The 19,889-nt window shown below is 53.9% G+C and carries 14 protein-coding genes; 13 read left to right on the forward strand and 1 reads right to left on the reverse strand.

Annotated elements, in window-relative coordinates; translation table 11 throughout:
* Positions 1 to 43 precede the first annotated feature (43 nt).
* Complete coding sequence (locus B9T62_RS36545) at positions 44 to 3,706, forward strand: family 78 glycoside hydrolase catalytic domain (RefSeq protein ID WP_087919739.1); 3,663 nt, start codon at positions 44 to 46, stop codon at positions 3,704 to 3,706.
* On the opposite strand, the gene B9T62_RS36550 is transcribed toward B9T62_RS36545, so the two are convergent.
* Positions 3,654 to 3,878: a hypothetical protein gene (locus B9T62_RS36550; RefSeq protein ID WP_087919740.1), complete on the reverse strand. Its 225-nt coding sequence runs from the start codon at positions 3,876 to 3,878 to the stop codon at positions 3,654 to 3,656. The two genes, B9T62_RS36545 and B9T62_RS36550, sit on opposite strands and share 53 nt — an antisense overlap.
* Before the next feature lie 323 nt (positions 3,879 to 4,201).
* On the opposite strand from B9T62_RS36550, the gene B9T62_RS36555 reads away from it, so the two are divergent.
* From B9T62_RS36555 to B9T62_RS36610, 12 genes are all read left to right on the forward strand, one after another.
* The gene (locus B9T62_RS36555; protein ID WP_245864245.1) at positions 4,202 to 5,194 is read left to right on the forward strand and encodes an ABC transporter permease; all 993 of its coding nucleotides are present in this window, start codon (positions 4,202 to 4,204) and stop codon (positions 5,192 to 5,194) included.
* 19 nt (positions 5,195 to 5,213) lie between these two features.
* Positions 5,214 to 6,095 (forward strand): carbohydrate ABC transporter permease, encoded by an 882-nt coding sequence (locus B9T62_RS36560; protein ID WP_087919741.1) that lies wholly within the window; start codon positions 5,214 to 5,216, stop codon positions 6,093 to 6,095.
* A gap of 58 nt (positions 6,096 to 6,153) precedes the next feature.
* The gene (locus B9T62_RS36565) at positions 6,154 to 7,734 is read left to right on the forward strand and encodes an extracellular solute-binding protein (RefSeq protein WP_087919742.1); all 1,581 of its coding nucleotides are present in this window, start codon (positions 6,154 to 6,156) and stop codon (positions 7,732 to 7,734) included.
* 162 nt (positions 7,735 to 7,896) lie between these two features.
* Entirely contained in the window at positions 7,897 to 11,751 is a 3,855-nt protein-coding gene (locus B9T62_RS36570; RefSeq protein ID WP_087919743.1) for a hypothetical protein, read from the forward strand.
* A 62-nt stretch (positions 11,752 to 11,813) separates the two neighbouring features.
* Positions 11,814 to 13,574: a sensor histidine kinase gene (locus B9T62_RS36575; protein ID WP_169834495.1), complete on the forward strand. Its 1,761-nt coding sequence runs from the start codon at positions 11,814 to 11,816 to the stop codon at positions 13,572 to 13,574.
* A 1-nt stretch (position 13,575) separates the two neighbouring features.
* Entirely contained in the window at positions 13,576 to 14,352 is a 777-nt protein-coding gene (locus tag B9T62_RS36580; RefSeq protein WP_087919745.1) for a response regulator transcription factor, read from the forward strand.
* Positions 14,353 to 14,433: 81 nt separating this feature from the next.
* Complete coding sequence (locus tag B9T62_RS36585; RefSeq protein WP_087919746.1) at positions 14,434 to 14,814, forward strand: type III PLP-dependent enzyme domain-containing protein; 381 nt, start codon at positions 14,434 to 14,436, stop codon at positions 14,812 to 14,814.
* Entirely contained in the window at positions 14,811 to 15,116 is a 306-nt protein-coding gene (locus B9T62_RS36590) for a hypothetical protein (protein ID WP_087919747.1), read from the forward strand. Before B9T62_RS36585 ends, B9T62_RS36590 begins: the two co-directional genes overlap by 4 nt.
* Positions 15,117 to 15,121: 5 nt before the next feature.
* Positions 15,122 to 15,487, forward strand: coding sequence for a hypothetical protein (locus tag B9T62_RS36595; protein ID WP_087919748.1), 366 nt, complete (start codon positions 15,122 to 15,124; stop codon positions 15,485 to 15,487).
* Positions 15,488 to 15,567: 80 nt separating this feature from the next.
* Positions 15,568 to 16,935 carry a glycoside hydrolase family 140 protein gene (locus tag B9T62_RS36600; RefSeq protein ID WP_211296390.1) on the forward strand — a complete coding sequence of 456 codons (1,368 nt, stop codon included), beginning with the start codon at positions 15,568 to 15,570 and terminating at the stop codon, positions 16,933 to 16,935.
* Positions 16,936 to 17,164: 229 nt separating this feature from the next.
* Positions 17,165 to 17,836 (forward strand): aspartate/glutamate racemase family protein, encoded by a 672-nt coding sequence (locus B9T62_RS36605; protein ID WP_087919749.1) that lies wholly within the window; start codon positions 17,165 to 17,167, stop codon positions 17,834 to 17,836.
* Positions 17,836 to 19,884, forward strand: coding sequence for a beta-galactosidase (locus tag B9T62_RS36610; RefSeq protein ID WP_087919750.1), 2,049 nt, complete (start codon positions 17,836 to 17,838; stop codon positions 19,882 to 19,884). The genes B9T62_RS36605 and B9T62_RS36610 overlap by 1 nt, the downstream gene beginning before the upstream one ends.
* Positions 19,885 to 19,889 lie beyond the last annotated feature (5 nt).

The raw sequence follows: 19,889 nt of genomic DNA on the forward strand, positions 1-19,889 counted from the left end.
TGAACATAAAACAATGAATACTGGAAGAGGCAGGTAATGCATAATGGATATCTCCGCTTATTTGACACCGTACAAATGGAAGAAGCCTGTGCTTGTCGGATCAGGTGTGGAAGGAGCATTTGACAGCCACGCGGTAGATTGCCCGTTCGTGTTCAGGCACAATGACCATTTTTACATGATGTATGTCGGTTTTGATGGAACGGGCTATCAGACGGCATTGGCTGAAAGCGACGATCTGCTGAATTGGCAGCATCTGTCGACGATATTGACTAGAGACGAGGAGGGCAGCGCCTGGGATTCGCGCAACATTGCAGGCACATGGCTTTTGCGTGACAATGATATGCATGGTCCAGGCCATTTGAAGAAATGGAACGGCAAATACTGGCTAGTCTATCATTCCTACCCGGGTGATGGATATGAAGCGGGATCAGCCAAGATCGGGCTTGCCTGGACAGAAGACGAAAGCCTGATGAGCTGGAATCGTCTGGAGAAGCCCATATTAGTGCCTGAGGATGGCGGGGAATGGGAGACAGGCGGGCTATATAAGGAGTGTCTGGTGGAGCATGAAGGCACATTCTATCTGTTCTACAATGCGAAGGATAAAGATGAAGGCCGTTGGATCGAGCAGACGGGCCTGGCGGTTTCGAAGGATCTTGTACAATGGACGCGCCATGAGCATAATCCGGTTCTTCAAGTGACGCCGGACGCTTGGGACAGCGGCTTCGCGAGCGATCCTTGCGTGCTGCGGGACGGATCGCACTGGGCGATGTTTTATTTTGGCTTTAACTATAAAACGGCTCAGGAAGGGCTCGCGCTGTCGGATAATTTATTGGACTGGCGCAAATATGAAGAACCGATCCTTACGATTGGCCAAGGGCAGGCGATCGATTCCGTTTTTGCCCATAAGCCGTCGGTTATTACGCATAACGGGATTGTGTATCATTTCTATACAGCCTGCAGGCGTCCGATGGAAGGTGATGCGACATGCAATATTTTCCCCGAATTCCGCACGATTGCTGTTGCGACGTCCTTGCCGCTGGCAATCGCTAGGCTGCGGACGGAAGGCAGGCCTTGTCCGATCGGCCTTGATGAAACGGCTCCCCGCCTGAGCTGGTCGTTCCTTGAGCAATTGCCGCCGGCATTTCACCAGCAGGCCTACCGGATTCAGGTAGCCACGAGCTATGCAGGGCTGTTGAAGGGCGAGGCGGATGCATGGGACAGCGGATTCGTCGGCAGCGGCGATCATACGGCCATTCCTTATGCCGGCGCTGCGCTGCAGTCCAGGCAGCGGTATTATTGGAAGGTTACCATTGAAGATGAACAGGGCATGCATTATGACAGCGTGACGGCCTGGTGGGAAATGGGGCAGCTGGACAGCCGGGACTGGCAGGGCAAATGGATCGCAAATCCAAGCGCGACAGAGGAATCGAAAGGAGCGTCCCGCTTCCGGCGCCGCTTCGATGCCCGGCATGAGATAACGCGAGCGAGGGTGTATATTAGCGGACTTGGACATTATGAATTGAGGTTGAACGGCGGGAAAGTAGGCGATCATGAGCTTGATCCCGGCTGGACGGACTATGACCGGACGGTTCTGTATACGACTTATGATATTACACCGCAGCTGAGGTCTGGTGAGAATACCGTTGAAATTGAGCTGGGGAATGGCTTCTACCACGTGCCGGGCGGCAAGTATGCGAAATTTAAGGATTCTTACGGTACGCCTACGTGCCTGGCCGATATTGTCATCGAATATGCCACTGGCGCGTGCGAGACAATCCGTACGGACGGCAGCTGGCAAGCCTGCGATAGTCCGCTGCTCTTTACATGCATGTACGGAGGTGAAGAGTACGACGCAAGAAGGGAAGGTGAGAATACTGCTTCGTGGGTTCCGGCAGTAGAGATTGAGGGGCCTTCCGGCAAACTCACGGCTCAATCGGCACCGCCGGTTAAGGTGATGCGCACATTCGGGCCCAAGTCTATCACAAATCCCAAGCCTGGATTCTATGTGGCCGATCTGGGCCAGAATTTCTCGGGTTGGCCGAGGATTAGTGTCAGCGGAGCTGCGGGCTCCAAGGTGGTATTGACTTGTGCCGAGCTGTTGACGGAAGAGGGGCTGGTCAATCAGAAGTGGACAGGGTCCCCGAGCGAGTTCTGCTATACCTTAAGCGGCAAAGGTGTTGAAGAATGGCGTCCGAAGTTTACGTATACCGGCTTCCGCTATGTGATGATTGAAGGGGCGGTTCCTGAAGCGTTCAGCGCTGAGGCAGAAGCCTCCTTGCCGGTGCTGCATAACATCGAAGGGCAGATGCTATATCCTGATTTGGAAACCGCAGGCGGATTCGAGTGCTCCGATCCGCTGCTTAATCAAATACATGAAACGATCAATTGGGCGATTCTTAGCAATACCAAGAGCATATTCACCGATTGCCCGCATCGGGAGAAGCTCGGTTGGCTGGAGCAGGTTCATTTGATGGGACCTTCGATTATGTTCAACTATGATGTGGAAGCGATGCTGAAGAAGGTGCTGCAAGATATTTCCGATGCCCAATTACCCGACGGTATGGTGCCGACAACCGCGCCGGAGTATGTCCAATTCGATGATACGCTGAGAAGATTCCGGGACGCTACGGCTTGGGGGGGGACTTATATATTAGCCGCATGGGAAGTGGTGCAGCGATATGGCAACCCCCATTTAATACAGAAACACTATGAGGGCATGAAACGATATCTGGCCTATCTGACTCGGAAGTCGGACGGGTACATCATAACCGAGGGGCTGGGCGACTGGTATGACATCGGTCCGGCAGGACCTGGGCACTCGCAGAATACCCCTGTTCCTTTCACGGAAACAGCGATCTATTATGGACTGTCCGTTGTGATGCAGAAGATAGCGGCATTGCTCAGTGAGCAAGCGGATGCGCAGCAATATAAGCAATTGACCGCATCCATTCAAGCGGCGTTTCAGCAGAAGTACTGGGATGAACAGGCCATCAGCTACGCAACGGGAAGCGATACTGCGCTTGCCATGCCGATAGCCATCGGACTCGCCCCGGAGGAGCATCATGGTGTGCTGATCGGGAAGCTGGTGCGGCAAATTGCCGAACGCGGCTATCAGACGACAGCCGGGGATGTAGGCTATCGTTATCTGCTACTTGCACTCAGCCGGGCCGGCAGATCGGATGTCATCTACCGGATGTCGCAAATTACGGATAAGCCGGGCTACGGGTATCAAATCGAGCACGGAGCCACGGCTCTTACCGAAGCGTGGGATGGACCGACGGTCGGCAAGTCGCAGAACCACTTCATGCTGGGACATCTGGAGGAATGGTTGTACCAGGGTCTGGCGGGCATGGATTACCGCTATGATACGGAAACGGAACGTTACAGCATCAGAATCAAGCCTTATATGCCGGATGATATGGAGTGGGCGGAAGCCTGGCAGCAGCTGCGTCCGGGTTATGCGAGAGTGCGCTGGGAGAGGGGCGGGAAGGGTGAACCGTCGTTGAGCGTAACGATTCCACCCCATGCTAAGGGGATCATATACGTCCCCAAAGCGATCTGTGGGCAAGCTGAGAATGTGGCATTGCCGAAAGGAATTACCAGACGGCAAGATGAAATAGAATACACCTTATTTGAGACTGAATCCGGAAGCTTCACATTTGCCAGACATAAAGTGACTGTAGGCGAATATCAAAATAAAGCTTAAAAAGCATTTCCAGCTCCGTCATCACCTCCATTTTCGAATGGTTGCGGTGTGCTTCCATATACGCCCGAAGAAAATCCAGCTTGCTCTGCGTCAGGATGCGGTCATGCCACTTACCGGCTGAATTGTCAGCCGGGATCGCCCCCATCTCTTCAACAATCTTCAGATTTTTCATGGTCAACCTCCAATAGATTCTGCCCTGCAAACCCTTTATCGTAAGCTTGGCTTAACGCGAAGTATTCTGACCAATCATATGAGAACTATAACTATACCATATATTTGAAAGCGTTTTAATTCTGAATATTAAGCAAACAAATTAGAAATAATCACTTCTCAAATGTAATATGAACAAAAATGATGGCGCTTACAAATATCTTAAAAATGATCGCTTCATTTTAAGTTTTCAACACTATTCATGCCTTGCTATCGACTATACAATGTAGTCATATTCTCCAAACGGCAGCTTGAGTCGGGGGAAGAGGGGGGAGTGAAGATAGTTTGGATCAGTTAACGAAGATAAGTGCACCACAGCGGACGCAGCAGCTCCCGGCGGCAAAACGATCGGTCTGGCGCCAAATTGCAAAACAGAAATATGCTCACTTGTTTGTTTTAACGGGAATGCTGTTCATCCTTGTCTTTAATTATTTGCCAATGTTCGGCATTCTGATGGCCTTTAAGGATTATTCCATCTCAAGCGGCATCAAAGGAATCTTTACCAGTGACTGGGTAGGGCTTAAGTACTTCAAGGAATTTGTCGGCGCTTACAATTTCAAGCTCATTGTAACGAATACGCTGGCAATCAGTCTTTTGAAGCTGTTCTTTACTTTTCCGTTGCCGATTTTATTGGCCATTATGTTCAACGAAGTGCGCAGTAAGTTCTTTAAGCGTTTTGCACAGACCGTCAGCTACTTTCCGCATTTCATTTCGTGGATTGTGGTTTCCGGATTGCTCGTGATCTTCTTGTCGACGAACTCCGGAATTGTAAACGATTTATTAAAGGGTCTGGGGCTTATCGAGAATTCGCTTCCGTTCCTGTCCAGTCCGAATTACTTCTGGGGACTGGCTGTTACAACGGCTATGTGGAAAGAGGCGGGCTGGTGGACGATTATATTCCTCGCAGCGATCAGCGGTCTCAGTCCGGCGCTGTATGATGCGGCCGAGATGGATGGAGCCGGCCGGCTGCGCCGGATCTGGCATATCACATTGCCGGGCATCCGCGGGACTATCGTAGTCGTACTTATTATGGCCATCGGAAGCCTGCTCGGCGGGGGCCTTGTCGGCTCTAACTTTGAGCAATCGTACTTGCTCGGGAATGCGATGAATAACGAACGCTCGGAGATTCTGCAGACGTATGCGTTTAAGATGGGCTTGGCTCAGGGACGATACGCTTATGCGACGGCAATCGATTTGCTTCAGTCAATCATCGCTATTATTCTTGTGTTCGGAAGCAACTACATTTCCAAAAAAATCACTAAAAACGGCTTGTTCTAACAGCGGAAAGGAGTCCTCTATGCATCGCAGAACCGTAGAAGACCGCATATTTGATACGGTCAACATTAGTTTGCTAGTAATCATTACGCTGATTACGATGTACCCCTTTTACTATTTGATTATTATTTCGTTCAATAACGGGCTTGACAGCTCGCTGGGCGGCATCTATTTTTGGCCTAGGGAATTTACGCTTAACAATTACGAAAAGTTTCTGAGCGATCCGAAGTGGATTAAGTCTTTTGGTGTCTCCGTACTGAGGACTGTTGTCGGCGCGTCTATCACGATCTTCTTTACCTGTTTGACGGCGTATGGTCTGGCGTACCGCAATCTGATGTTTCAAAAGGCCTACTTTTCATTTTTTATCGTTGCCATGTACACGTCAGGCGGACTTATCCCTTACTATGTCGTGCTGCGCAGCTTAGGATTGCTCAATACATTCTGGGTCTATGTTGTTCCGGGAGCAGTGACCATCTTCTTCCTGATTATTGCGGTCTCCTTCTTCCGCGAAATACCGGCGGAGATGGAGGAATCGGCGCGAATAGACGGGGCTTCGGATTTGACCATTTTCTTCAAAATGATTCTGCCGGTCTCCAAACCGCTAATGGCGGCGATGGGATTGTTTATAGGCGTAGGCCAATGGAACTCATGGGTGGACTCGGCTTACTTCGTCAACAAGGATTCGTTAAGGACATTGACCTACCGTATGATGGAGATTATCAATCAGGGCATGATTCCAACCGACATGGCTTCTGCGGAGCGGGCTGCAGCTGTTACTGGCGTGACCACCTTTTCGATACAGGTTACAGCTATGGTTATCGCGGTTATACCGATCCTGCTCGTGTATCCTTTTCTGCAAAAGTACTTTGTGCAAGGGATTATGATAGGCTCTGTAAAGGGGTAGGCAGGAGCAGTTTGACTGCTTGATTGCATACAGAAAGAAAAACAAGGAGGCAAATTTAATGAGTAAGATGTTTAAATCGGCATGGTTGATAACGCTTACAATGATGCTGTTGCTGACAGCCTGCTCCGGCGGTAATAACGGCAGCAAGAACGCTGCCGGCGCAGGAAACGAAAACAGCGCAACGGCGACCAATGACAGCAGTAAGGGCAGCGGTGAAGGTGCTGAACAAGAAATCGTAGAGCTTGACTTATTCGTCAATATGGCATGGTGGCCGTTGAAGAATTGGAGCGGCAAAGTGACGGAAGAAATTACGAAGAAAACCGGCGTTAAGCTGAACGTCCAGGTTGCTGCCGATGATAAGCAGCTTCCACTTCTGATCGCTTCAGGCGACTTGCCTGATCTGGTCTATACGGCTACCGATCTGACGCGTATGGCTGACAGTGGTGTTTCCTATCCATTTGGCGAATTGATCGGGAAGTATGCTCCTGATTTCGAAATCAGTCAAGAACGTATTGGCGTCAACACGATGGCTGACGGCAACTTCTATACCGTGCGCAATGCATTCTCCACAGAACAGGAATGGAAGGATAATCCGAAGGCGATTCCAGGTGCCAATGGCTTGACACTGCGTCAGGATATTATGGAGGAGCTTGGCAACCCGGAGTTGAACAACCTGGAGGATCTCATCTCGGTTCTGGGCACGGTGAAAGAGAAGTACACGGATATGGTGCCGCTCGTCTGGGATAAAGATCAAATCGGCCAACATCTGCGCATCAATTTCGGTCTGAAGAAGAGCAAAGGATTCGTGGACATCGACGGCTCTGCGCGTTATTACCTGAAAGATGAGAACTATTTGGATTACTATCTGTATATGAACCGTCTGTACCGCGAAGGGTACATGATTGGTGAGAACTTCACCTTCAAGGATGCGCAGCAAGATGATCAATATGTATTGAACGGTCAAGCTTTTGCCCATGGCGGCGGTGCTGCCGATACTACGAACCCTCAATTAGAGGAGCTTGGAAAGCCATTCAAAATGAAGCAAGTGACGAAGCTGCTTAGCGACAAGGCGGGTATTCCGATGGGCGGATCCGGCTGGGCAGGTATGTATATTACGAAGAATAACAAGAATCCGGAAGCTTCAATTAAATTCCTGCAATACATGTACAGTGAAGAAGGACAAAAGCTCGGACTGTACGGTATTGAAGGCGAGGATTGGGAATGGAACGAAGCAGAGAAGTATCCGGTTATGAAATATGATTTCAACAACACTGAACTTCAAACGCAAATGGGCTCCGTTTGGTGGGGCCTGATCGGGAGCAGCGGTGTTAACGAAGCACTGCAGCGCTACAGCCCGGATTCTGAAATGACGCAGTGGGGTCTGGCTGCCAGGGAAGCGCTCGAGTTCAACCCGGCACTGGGTCTGGTCACTACAGAACCGGATACAGAAGAGCAGACGATTGAAGCTCAAATCGAGAACATGGTCACAACCGAGGAACTGAAAATCTATATGGCGGCTTCCGAAGAAGAAGCAAAAGCGCAATACGATGCCTTGCTGCAAAAGGCCGAAAGCCTTGGGCTGGCGAAGCTGGAAGCATGGGCTACAGCGAAGTACAAGGAATATCAGAAGAACTTCTAATGGCATCTGGATATAAACACTACAAAAGTGGATGATCGCCGACATGGCCGAAATGCTTAAGCATTTCGGCCATTGGGTCATGTATAACCGCAGGCTTACGATTTCGAGATTCGCCATAACGCCATGACCGTTAACGATTTCAAATTTCAGGAGGAACCTAACATGAATTACAAGAATCTGCGGGAGAGGTTTGCTGCTCCGGATCCGGATTTCGGACCTGTACCGTTTTGGTGGTGGAGTGCGGAGGAAATAACAGCGGAACGCGTACGCTGGCAATTACAGAAATTTCGCAGCGGCGGCCTGCGCAATATCGGCATCCTCAATATTGCGCCGACGGGCCCGCAATACGGAAGTGCTGCTGACGATCCGCCATACTTCAGCGAGCGCTGGTGGTCTATGTTCGAGGTGGCTCTGCGTGAAGCGCAGAGGCTGGGCATGCGTATTTTCTTCTACGACCAAATCGGCTTCTCGGGATCGAACTTCCCCGCGCACCTGGTTGCAGAGCAGCCGGAATTGGCAGGCTATCTGCTTCGCAGGCTTGCGCATGGCGAGGAGCTGCCGGAAAGCGCCGAATTGCTGGCGGAGAGCGGCGGCTACCGTTACATCACGGTTCGGCAAGGATTTAACTGGCTCGACAAGCGCGCAACAGAGCAGTTGTATGACCGGATATACGGTGAGTTCGAGCGGCGTTTCCCGAATGAGCTGGGCCGGACGATCGGCGGCAGCTTCCAGGATGAGCTTCCTTCGATGCCGTTATGGACGAAAGGGCTTCCCGAGCTGTATGCCGAACGTTATGGAGAGGACTTGATTGCGGCGTTGCCGGCCATGTTCGAGGATGTGGAGGGAGCTTCGCTCATCCGCAGGCGTGTATATGAGCTGGCGACCGAGCTGGCAGAGGAAGCGGTCTTCAAGCTGCAATATGAGTGGCATGAGCGGCATAATATGCTGCAGTGCTGCGACCAGGCCGGACCTGCGCGCCGCGCCGACCTGCACGGTGCGCAGCGGCTGTATCTGGATTACATGCGAACACACCGCTGGTATAATGCGGCCGGCAGCGATATGGACGGCGAGATCAAGCCGCATGCTTCGATGGTTCACCTGCACGGGGGCAAACGTGTGTTTCTGGAGTCGTTCCATACGAGCGGCTGGGGCGGAACGATGGAGGAGACGATGCATTGGCTGGTGCCATGGCTGCAGGCTGGCGTGACGCTGTACAGTCCCCACTCTGTCTACTACAGTACGCGTGGCGGATGGTGGGAGTGGGCACCACCCGACACGGGATGGCGACAGCCGTATTACGAGCATTACGGAGTGTTTGCCGATACGGTCAGCCGCGCGTGCTGGCTGTTAACGCAAGGAACGCATGTCGCCGATGTCGCGGTTCATTATCCTTCGCATGCGGCATGCGGCTGGATGTCGCTGTCCGACGGCGGGCCGCTGGAGCATCCGATGGTCGTTGCCAACATGATCCCGCATGAGAAGCTCGGGCATGTTCAAGAGGTATACCAGTCGCTGACGGGGCGCTGGAATCGCAAGGAGCGTAATCAACCGGGTGCGCTTCGTTCCGCAAGTATCGATTTCGATGTGACGGATGATTCCGCTCTGGAGATGGCGGAGCTGTCGGACGGCAAACTCCGCATCGGGGAAGAATCATTCTCTGCACTGCTGCTGTGCGGCACTGCCATTATGGATGATGCGGCCCTGGCGAGGGTGAAGGCATGGATCGCAGCCGGAGGTCTCGTTATCGCTGTACAGTGCGGAGAGGATGAGCCCCTGCTGGAGGGCGCAGTGTATGTCGGCTCTTCCCGCGAAGCGGTAGACCTTCTTGAATCGAGACTGCCGGGACATGCCGAAGGGCCGAATATGCCGCTTCTTCGCAGGACAGAGGACGCAGATATCTTTCTGCTCCTGCCGGAAGCGGGAGAGCTGCTGCCGATGCACGAACCGTCGGGCGAGTCCACGCGGCCGCCGCAGAGCGCTCGCTATCGTCTGCGCACCGCAGGACATCCGCAGCTGTGGGACCCGGTGAGCGGGCAGGGGTCCCCGCTTGCCTACAGCAGGGACGGGGAATGGGTGGAACTGGAGGTGCCGTTCGACAGCTGGCCTGCGGCCTTCGTCGTATGCCCATGGGATCAAGCTGAGGCTGGAGTGCTCAGCTATGCTCCGGTCGCATCGGACAGACTGGCGCAGCCGGCAGAAGTACCCGTGCTTGATGCGGAGCAGGACCCGGCAGCCGAGCTTAAGGACTGGAAGGTACTGGCTGTCCCGACGCTCGATAACCGCTATGGTGATTTTGATCTGCATGGCGCTCAAACGGCTTTTGCGCCGATCGAGCGCCGCGAGCTGCTTGTAGCGCGTGAGGAGAGTGCAGCGGACGGTGTAGCCGCCAACTGGCATGCGGGTGACCTTGACGATTCGGGCTGGATGAAGCGGCTGTGGAGCGAGGCCGCGTACTGGGAAGCATCCCGGGATCAGAACTTCGAAGAAGGCAGCGTATGGCCGGTCGTCTACAGTAATACACTGGGGGATCTGTCGTTCCGGACATGGGCGGGCCGGATGGGCCGGGTTCCCCGCAGATTCTTGAATCTGGGAATGGCGGATCTAGGCGATAAGATATGGGCGAGGACGAATGTGGCAGCGCCGGAGGACGGGACATACTGGCTGCGCACGGAGAGCAACGCATCAATAGCTCTCTGGGTGAACGGAGAACCGGTCCCATGCAGCGGCGGTCCGGAGGAGCAGACAGCTGCGGTGAATCTGAAGGCCGGAGTCCATTCGCTGCTGCTGTGTGCGGAGGCGCTGGCCGAAGGGCTGATCCGCACAGGGATTACCTTATGCGCGGATGAGCAGGAGCCGCTGCCGAAATGGATTTATTCCCCTAGCCCCAATCCGGGAACCCGGTTGTCGTATACGGTTTTCGAGCAGGAGAAGGGGGTTGTCAGTCGCGTACGGGTCATCTTCTGCGCCAAGGAGCGCGTGGCCCTCTCTGTGAACGGCAAGCATATGACCGAGCACGGCGATTTCAATCCGTATATCCGGCAGGGCCAAGAAGAGATTGATCTGACGCCGTATTGGCTTGGCGGCGACAATATCATCGAGCTTGTCATGCAGGAGGGTGAAGGAGTGGTCATGGTAGACGGTGTGATCGAGTATGTGGATGGAAGCAGCCAAATGTTCTGCACCGGCCCATCGTGGCTCAATGAACAGGGACAGCATTCAGAGGTTCTGCATGAAGCGGTGCTGCAGTTCGCCGAGACGGAGACGATGTGGCTTCCCGGCCGTAAACATCCGCTGCCGGATGTTGGCTGGCTGATGCCGGATGCCAAGCCGACGTCTCAGCCGCTGCCGTTCGTGCGCGACGCGTCTCAGCCGGGCAAGCCGATCTGGCTGCGCTTCCCGCTCCCTGCGGGCGCCACGGCGCTGCAGGTCATCTGCACAGGCGAGTCTGAATGCTGGATAGGAGGTCAGCAGAAGCTGATCTGTGACGGCCAAGCCAGCTTCGAGCCGCAGGCGGCAGGAACAATGGCTGCACTTCGCATCGTGCCAAGCGATATGAGTACAGAGACAGACGTGCTGCTCGCACCGGTCCGGTTCGAGGTAGCGCAGGTAGAAGGAAGGCTCGGCGATTGGCGGTCGGCGCTGTGCCTGCCGCATCATAGTGGCGTTGTCGAGTATGAAACAAGGGTCGAATGGAAAGAACAGAGTGCCGCGGTACTTGAGCTGGGGCATGTTCGCGGCACGGCCGAAGTCTGGCTGAACGGTAGACCGCTCGGTGTACGCGCATGGGGCCCGTACCGCTTCAAGCTTGATGCCGGCCCGGGAACGCACCATCTGCGTATTCGGGTGACGAACACGCTCGGAACCCATTATGAGATCGGCCGTCCGTCAAGCAATGTCGGTGGCTCCGCGAATCCAAAGGTGTCTTACTGGCAGCCGGATACCATGCCGGAGCATTGGGAGACGGCGTTTGCGGCTGGCGGCCTGTATGGCCCCGTTCGCCTGTACGCCCTTAACTAACATGATATTATTGAAGCGATAGGCTTGATGCCGGATGCCTGATGAGAAGAGAGGCCGATGCGATGAAGAATATGCGGATTGTTCAGAAAATGGCATTAGGCTATCTTATGCTCGTGCTCCTGCCGATTCTTGTGTTTGGCGTCTACCTGTACAATCAATTCTATATGGATGTCATTTCCGAATACTCGGAAGGCAAGCAGGAGCTGGTTGTGCAAGCGGGAGAAGGATTCCGGGCGAGACTGAAGCAAATCGAGTCGATACATTCGCAGTTTCAGTATAATCAGCAGCTAATCGACTACCTTAGCGGATTGTATCCGTCGGAGCTTAATCAGGTGTACAGCTACCTCAAGGATATCCGGCCGATTTATATCTATGCGTTGACGGGTAACAAGGGAATTGCGTCCATTAAATTGTACAAAACCCAGCAATCCGTGCAATCTGTTGCCGGTGAGCTGGAGGATTTGAGCCGCATGGATGCGAAGCCGATCGCGCTGCTGAACGCTGTGAATGTGGATAAAGGCATATGGCTGCTCTCTTCGAACCCTACAGGCCATGAAAGCACCAGGCCTCCGTATTTGAGTTATTACCAGCGAATTTACAATAACAGTTATACGCAGTCATTGGCCGCCATGGAAATAACTTCAGACGATTCCCTGATCCGGAATTTCTTGAACGCGATCGATGTCAATCAGAATATACAGGTGCTAATCATGAATAACGGCGAGGTTATTTACCGCAGCGGGCATGACCTTAGCCCGGAGCAAACAGCCGGAATGCAGGCGCTGGCAGAAGAGAGCGAAAGAGGCTTCGCCTATTCACGCAGTCAGAGGCTGCTCGTGAATTCACTGTCCGTGCCGGAGCTGTCAACAAGCTTCTACTTCTTCAGCGAACTGGACGAGGTGTTTGTCGATATTCGCAAGAAAGCCATCTTCCTCGGGGTGTCGCTGCTCTTGTCGCTTCTTCTGCTTACAGGCATCTATTATGCGACAGCCTCCTCGATTGTCAGGCGTATTCTCGGTTTGGCGAAGCATATGCGCAAGGTGGACGAGAACAAGCTGACTTATTACGAGGGGGGCAGCTCCCGCGACGAGATTGATTTCCTAACCCGATCCTACAATTCTCTCATTCACCGCATCGATGAGCTGCTGACAAATGTCCATAAGGCCGAGCTGATGAAGAAGGAGGCCGATTATCTCGTGCTTCAAGCACAGATCAAGCCGCACTTTCTGTACAATACGCTGGAATCGATTCGTATGCTGGCGGAAATCAATGACGATCAGGAGGTCGTTGACGCGACGTTCACGTTTGGCAAGCTGCTTCGTTATACGCTGACTTCCAGAGATAACGAGACGGTGCTGCGGAATGAACTCACGAATGTCCAGCATTACCTGGATATGCATAAGCTGCGCCTGCTGGATAGACTCCACTACTCGATCGAAGTATTAACTCCTGTCGACAATATAAGCTGTCCACGGTTTATTTTGCAGCCGCTCGTAGAGAATTGCATTCATCATGGCGTTGGACGCAGCCGCAGCATTGGCAGAATCGATGTTGTTGTCAAACGGGAGGACGATGTACTGATCATCGTAATTGCCGACAATGGTCCGGGCATACCGCCAGAACGCCTTGACGTCATTCGCGGCGTGTTGAATAACGAGCTGGACCGGCAAGAGCTGCAGAAGGAGAATTCAGGCCAAGGGCTATACAATGTCAGCGAACGCATCCGTATCTTTTATGGCGGTCACTCAACTCTTATCATAGACAGCCAGGTGGGAGAAGGCACGAAGTTCACACTAAAGCTCAAAGTACAAGGAGGGATATAGGATGCTTAACCTGATGATTGTAGATGACGAGCCCTTCATGCTGAAGGGGCTGATCAATATCATTGAGAAAGGGCAGACCCCATGCTCGGAGATCGTCAGTGCGTATGATGGATTTGATGCGCTTGAGAAGCTGGAGAACTACCGTCCCGATTTGCTTATTACAGATATACAGATGCCGGAGATGAATGGGCTGGAACTAATTCGAAAAGTGCGCGAGCGGGGCCTGTGCAACCGCTTCATCATTCTGACCGGATACGATGACCCCACCTATCTGCACCAAGCGATACGCTGTCAAGTGATTGACTATCTGCTCAAGCCGATTAACAAGACAGAGCTTTATGATGTGATGACGAATCTGTCGCTTGAGCTGCTGGGCGGCGATGATAACGTGTCCTCCCAAGCCTCATCAGATTGGGAAGACACGGTCCCGGGCGTCGACTACGACCAGATGTCCAAAAACGTCAAAAAAATTATCCGGCATATTGAGACGCATTACAGGGAAAATATTTCCCTTGATCAAATTGCCGAGCATGTATATTTGCATCCGAATTATATCAGCTCGCTCTTTCGCAAGGAGACAGGGCTGACGCTGATCCATTATCTGCATCTGTACCGCATTAAGAAGGCGAAGGTGCTGATGCTTGGCGATTCGGAGGATGCTCTGCACCGCATATCCGAGCAAGTCGGGTACGAGAGCGTCCGGCACTTCCTCAGTGTGTTTAAGAAATATTGCGGCGTCACACCAAGCGAATACCGGCAGCACTACAAGATGCATTAGCCTTACAAGGGCTAGGAAATCTTCCCGCTTAGAACTCGTAGATCACCTTAAGACAAAATGTCCAGAAGGGATTGAGTCGATATGGAAGTTAAGGAATGGATGCCTGACGAAGGGATTTTGCGCAATTTGGCAAAACGGCATGGGACGCCGTACTACCTATACGATGCCGGCATAATCTCCCGGCAGTATACAGCATTGACAGCAGCTCTGCCTGAAGGCTGGGAGCTGTTCTATTCTGTCAAAGCCAATCCGCTCGCTGCTCTTTGCGGGCTGCTGCGCGGAGGCGGCTGCCGCTGTGAGGTGGCTTCTGCCGGAGAGCTGGCTCTAGCTCTTCGCGCCGGCTTCGATGCTGCTGATATTGTATTTACCGGCTCAGGTAAAACGAATGAAGAACTAGAGGCAGCGGTGGCTGCAAATATCTACAGCATCAATGTGGAGAGCGCTTACGAAGCCGGTGTTTGAGTTACCACAGGGCTTATACAGAGAATCAGACCCGCGGTCATGTGGTTCTGCTGTATGGATTGGATGTTGAACACAATAAGGCATACGTAGCCGACGCTTATTTGCTCGACAATTCTGGCCGTATCCACACCTTCCAGGGAACTGTCCCGCTGGATGAGCTGGAAGAGGGCTGTGTTAGCGTCACCTCGTACCGCCCCCTTTCAGAGCATCGGCAGACGCCCACAGCGGTGGTGATGCGCACTTATGCTGACCAGATTGCCATGTATTTGGATCCTGACAAGGTACCGGATGCAGGGGGCTGAACGCTGTGCGCCAGTTGATCTCCGATTTGGCGGAGTGGGTCAGCATGAGCGGAAAAGAACTGCAGCGGTGCTGCCAGGAAGTATACTACGGCTTGCGCGTTGGCGGGATTCTGCATCAGATCGAATATATACAGATGTATGCGGACGAAGCGGGCCTTGTGCTTCGTGCCGGCTACCGCGAGGCGATGTCCCTGCTGGAGAGGGTGTATAAGGAATGGAAGATGTATTTATTGCTGCTATACAAAACCGGGGTTCAAGGGCGCTCCGCCCGCATGAAGGAGCTCTCTGCCAACGGTCTGAGGCTGCTGGACATCTATGCCGAAGCGTTGGCGGGATACTTGCGGTGGCTCAGAAACCAGGTAGAGAACTAATCAGTTCACTTTAACAATGAGAGCGTGGGCGTAACTGGCGCATCCAGCTTTCGTTGTCTGTTACAAGGAGGTAAGGACGAATGAATAATGAAATGTGTTGGAATAACGGGAAACTTAAGGTTACGGAGAACGGGCGATATTTGCAGCACGCTGACGGCACTCCGTTCTTTTGGCTGGGAGATACGGCCTGGCTGCTGTTAAAGCGGACGACAAGGGAGCAGGCGCTAACCTATCTGCGTGACCGGAGCAACAAGGGCTACAACGTCATCCAGATCATGCTTGTACACGATCTGGAAACTGAGAACGCTTACGGTAGAGTGCCGTTCCGGGATCACGATCTGGATCAGCCCGATGCGGGACGAACGGCTGAGTACACAAGCTATTGGTCCTATGCCGACGAGGTGATTGGCATGGCGGAGCGTGAAGGGCTGTATGTCGCGCTTGTCCCTGTATGGGGCAGCGTCGTGCAGCACTACGGGGTTGAGGCCAAGGCGGCGGAGCGTTACGGCGAATGGCTCGGCAACCGCTACAAGGATTGTCCGAACGTAATCTGGCTGAACGGGGGGGATATCCATGGCAGTGACCATACGGAGGTATGGCTCCATCTGGGCCGCGCCATACGGAAGGCCGCTCCGGAGCACCTGATGACCTTCCATCCGTTCGGCCGGACAGGGTCCTCGGCATGGTTCCATAACGAGGCTTGGCTTGATTTCAACATGTTTCAGTCGGGGCATCGCAGCTATGACCAGATGGAGAAGGACAAACCCGACACGTTAGTCGGCGAAGACAACTGGCGTTTCGTGCAGACGGATTGGGCCAAAGTGCCGGCGAAGCCGACGATAGATGGCGAGCCGTCTTACGAGGATATTCCGCATGGCTTGCATTTCCTGGACGCTCCAAGCTGGACAGCGGACGATGTGCGGCGTTATGCCTATTGGGCGGTGTTCGCCGGCGCATTCGGACATACTTACGGACACAATGCGGTCATGCAGTTTCATACAGAGGGCAGGGGCGTCGGGGCCTACGGCTGCACGCGGAGCTGGACCGGTGCGCTGGATGATGATGGCGCGAAGCAGATGGTCCATTTGAAGCATTTGATTCTATCAAGGCCTTATGTAGAGCGGATGCCCGACACGGCGGCGATTTGCGGTGACCCGGGTTACCGGTACGACCGTTTATTCGTGAACTTGGGCACAAGCTATCTGATGGCGTACACCTATACGGGCCGGACGATCACCCTGCGGCTGGGTCTATTCTCCGGTAAGCGGGCCGCGGTTTGGTGGTTCAATCCGCGGACAGGTGAAAGTGAATCCGCCGGTGAGGTGGACAACGCGGGAACGCATGAGTTCGTTCCTCCGGCGGTAAGCGCGCCCGTCACCGACTGGGTGCTGGTGCTTGACGATGCCGATCAAGGATTTGCGGCGCCGGGTCTCCCGCTTTCGCGCTAATCCATGCCAGCCGGTACACTCCGCAGGAGGATTGCGTTGCTTCGCTGTGGGGAACAGTCTGGGATTTACAGCTAATTCATTAATATTGAACGCTGTATTGCGGCAGCTCTGCGACTACAATGAATAGAAAAGATAGCGCTTACTTCTATTTATAAGCGCATAGTGAAGGAAGCTAGTAGGGCGGCTTATCATAAGCCGCCTGTATTTTTCAATAAGGGGGAACCGGGAAATGGATACAGTTGTTGCAGTATATACGGGCCAAGGGCTGGCTGAACCGCTGAAGAAGCAATTCGATGAGCTGCTGCCGGGCGTACGGCTTGTCAACATTATGGATGACAGCCTGATCGCCGAGGTTGTGCGCGAGGGAGCAGTCACTCCGGGCGTGAAACGCCGCCTTATGCAATATTATCAGAACGGCGTCGACCTGGGTGCGTCGATTATTCTCAATACTTGCTCTTCTGTTGGCGAAGTAGCCAGCGATGCGCGGCCGTTCCTCAGCATTCCACTCGTCAAAATCGATGAGAGCATGGCCGTGGAGGCGGTAGAGTCATATAGCTCAATCGGCGTGTTGGCGACGCTGCCAACGACGCTACGGCCGACGATGCGGCTGCTGCTGCAGCAAGCGGAGCTGCGCGGCAAGCCGGTGCGGTTGATCGAGGGTCTTGCTGCCGGAGCCTACGACGCTCTCGTCAGCGGCCGGCCCGATGAGCATGATCGTATCCTTATGGAGACCGCTATCCGCGTTGCGGAACAAGCTGAGGTGCTGGTGCTTGCACAAGGTTCGATGGCGCGCATGGAAGCTCAGATTGCGGAGCGGACCCGCAAGCCTGTGCTGTCGAGCCCGCGCCGCAGTGTGATGGAAATCAAGAGGTTGCTTGAAGCCAAAGGGGAAGGCAGCTGATGTTTACAGAGAGCTTACCGAAAATATTGTACGGAGGAGACTATAACCCGGAGCAATGGCCGCGGGAAATCTGGGATGAGGACATGCGGCTGTTCCGGATTGCCAGTGTTGATATTGCCACGCTCAATGTGTTCTCGTGGGCGCTTAATCAGCCGGACGAGAATACGTATCGCTTCGAGTGGCTGGACGAGATGATGGATAGGCTTCATGCAGAGGGGATCAAGGTCTGCCTTGGCACATCGACAGCGGCTCATCCTGCCTGGATGGCGACGCGGTATCCCGATGTCACGCTGGTCGAGTATGACGGGCGTAAGCGCAAGTTCGGACGGCGGCATAATTCTTGCCCGAACAGTCCCACCTTCCGTCTCTATTCGGAGCGGATGGCGCGCAAGCTGGCGGAGCGCTATAAGGATCATCCTGCCTTGCTGCTGTGGCACGTCAATAATGAATATGGTTTGAGATGTTATTGCGACAACTGCGAGCAGGCGTTTCGGCTATGGCTGCGCGAACGGTACGGCACGCTTGAGGAGCTGAACCGCGCCTGGTATACCCGATTCTGGGGCCATACGTTCTACGACTGGAACGAAATTGTGCTGCCGAGTGCGCTCAGCGAGCATATAAGCTTGAGCAATCCGGATGATACCGCCTTCCAAGGCATTTCGCTCGACTATGACCGCTTTAATTCAGATTCCATTCTGGCCTGCTACCAGCTGGAGCGGGACGCCATCAAGGACGTCATGGCGGATGCGGTTGTGACGACGAACTTTCAAAGCAACGGCACGTACAAGCCGCTTGATTATTTCAAGTGGGCGAAGGAACTGGATGTCATTGCGCTCGACATGTATCCCGCAGACGACATGACCCCGAGCCAGATGGCGATGCGCTACGATTTGATGCGGGGATTGAAAGGGGGAGAGCCGTTCCTGCTGATGGAATCGTGCCCGGCCCAGCTGAACTGGCGTCCCCGTAATGCACTGAAGCGCCCCGGCGTGAACCGTCTATGGAGTTATCATGCCATCGCCCGCGGCGCGGATGCGGTCATGTACTTCCAGCTGCGGCGTTCGCTCGGCGCATTCGAGAAATTCCACGGAGCCTTGATCGATCATGCCGGCCATGAGAATACCCGTGTATTCCGGGAATGCGCCGGGATCGGCAGCGAGCTTCAGCGGCTTGGCGATACCTTGCTTGGCGCGCGCTCTGAGGCGCGGGCGGCGATCGTGTTCGACTGGGATAACTGGTGGGCGATAGAGCATTCCAGCGGGCTTACCGTGGAGCTGCGCTATGTCAAGGAAGTGGAGAAGTATTATGACGCCTTCTACAGCCGGAATATACCGGTTGATCTGATCGGCGTGGAGACGGATCTGGCCGGTTATGACATTGTGGTTGCTCCGGTGCTGTATTTGCTCCATCCGGGTTATGCCGCACGGTTGGAGCATTTCGTGGATCAGGGCGGAACGCTGGTTTCCACGACGTTCAGCGGCATCGTCAACGAGACGGATCTGGTTACACCTGGCGGCTATCCGGGTGAACTTCGCGAACTGCTCGGTGTATGGGTGGAGGAGATCGACGCGCCGATGGCGCATCAGAGCAATCGCGTCGTCATGACATCGCAGCTTGGAGAGCTGGAAGGCTCGTACGATTGCGGCGTGCTGTGCGATGTCGTTCATGCCGAAGGAGCCGAGCCATTCGCCGTATTCGAGCGCGACTTCTATCAGGGCTTCCCTGCGCTTACGCGCAACCGGCGGGGATCAGGCGAGGCATGGTACGTAGCGACCTCGCCGGAGCCGTCTATGCTGAGCGGACTGATCGGGCATTTGTGTGAGACATGCGGCATACAGCCACTCTTGGATACGCCTTCCGGCGTAGAGGTGTCCGTCCGCGTAAAAGATGGAGAATCATTCCTGTTCTTGCTGAATCATAACGAGGCTGCGGCAGAAGTTCAGTTACGGGCGGGCACCTATGTTGACCTGTTAAGCGGTACGTCGCACGCAGGCAGGCTGCCGCTTGCCGCACTCGATGTCAAGATTCTGGCAGCCGTTAATGCGTAAGGCGT

Origin of the sequence: Paenibacillus donghaensis, from assembly GCF_002192415.1 — a bacterium.
Classification (GTDB): Bacteria; Bacillota; Bacilli; order Paenibacillales; family Paenibacillaceae; genus Paenibacillus_AQ; species Paenibacillus_AQ donghaensis.

Bases quoted from the DNA above. Each gene is read 5' to 3' on its own strand.
- B9T62_RS36600 (WP_211296390.1), top strand. From the start codon at position 15,568: ATGAATAATGAAATGTGTTGGAATAACGGGAAACTTAAGGTTACGGAG.
- B9T62_RS36585 (WP_087919746.1), top strand. From the start codon at position 14,434: ATGGAAGTTAAGGAATGGATGCCTGACGAAGGGATTTTGCGCAATTTG.
- B9T62_RS36565 (WP_087919742.1), top strand. From the start codon at position 6,154: ATGAGTAAGATGTTTAAATCGGCATGGTTGATAACGCTTACAATGATG.
- B9T62_RS36545 (WP_087919739.1), top strand. From the start codon at position 44: ATGGATATCTCCGCTTATTTGACACCGTACAAATGGAAGAAGCCTGTG.
- B9T62_RS36580 (WP_087919745.1), top strand. From the start codon at position 13,576: ATGCTTAACCTGATGATTGTAGATGACGAGCCCTTCATGCTGAAGGGG.
- B9T62_RS36575 (WP_169834495.1), top strand. From the start codon at position 11,814: ATGAAGAATATGCGGATTGTTCAGAAAATGGCATTAGGCTATCTTATG.
- B9T62_RS36610 (WP_087919750.1), top strand. From the start codon at position 17,836: ATGTTTACAGAGAGCTTACCGAAAATATTGTACGGAGGAGACTATAAC.
- B9T62_RS36570 (WP_087919743.1), top strand. From the start codon at position 7,897: ATGAATTACAAGAATCTGCGGGAGAGGTTTGCTGCTCCGGATCCGGAT.
- B9T62_RS36605 (WP_087919749.1), top strand. From the start codon at position 17,165: ATGGATACAGTTGTTGCAGTATATACGGGCCAAGGGCTGGCTGAACCG.
- B9T62_RS36560 (WP_087919741.1), top strand. From the start codon at position 5,214: ATGCATCGCAGAACCGTAGAAGACCGCATATTTGATACGGTCAACATT.
- B9T62_RS36550 (WP_087919740.1), bottom strand. From the start codon at position 3,878: ATGAAAAATCTGAAGATTGTTGAAGAGATGGGGGCGATCCCGGCTGAC.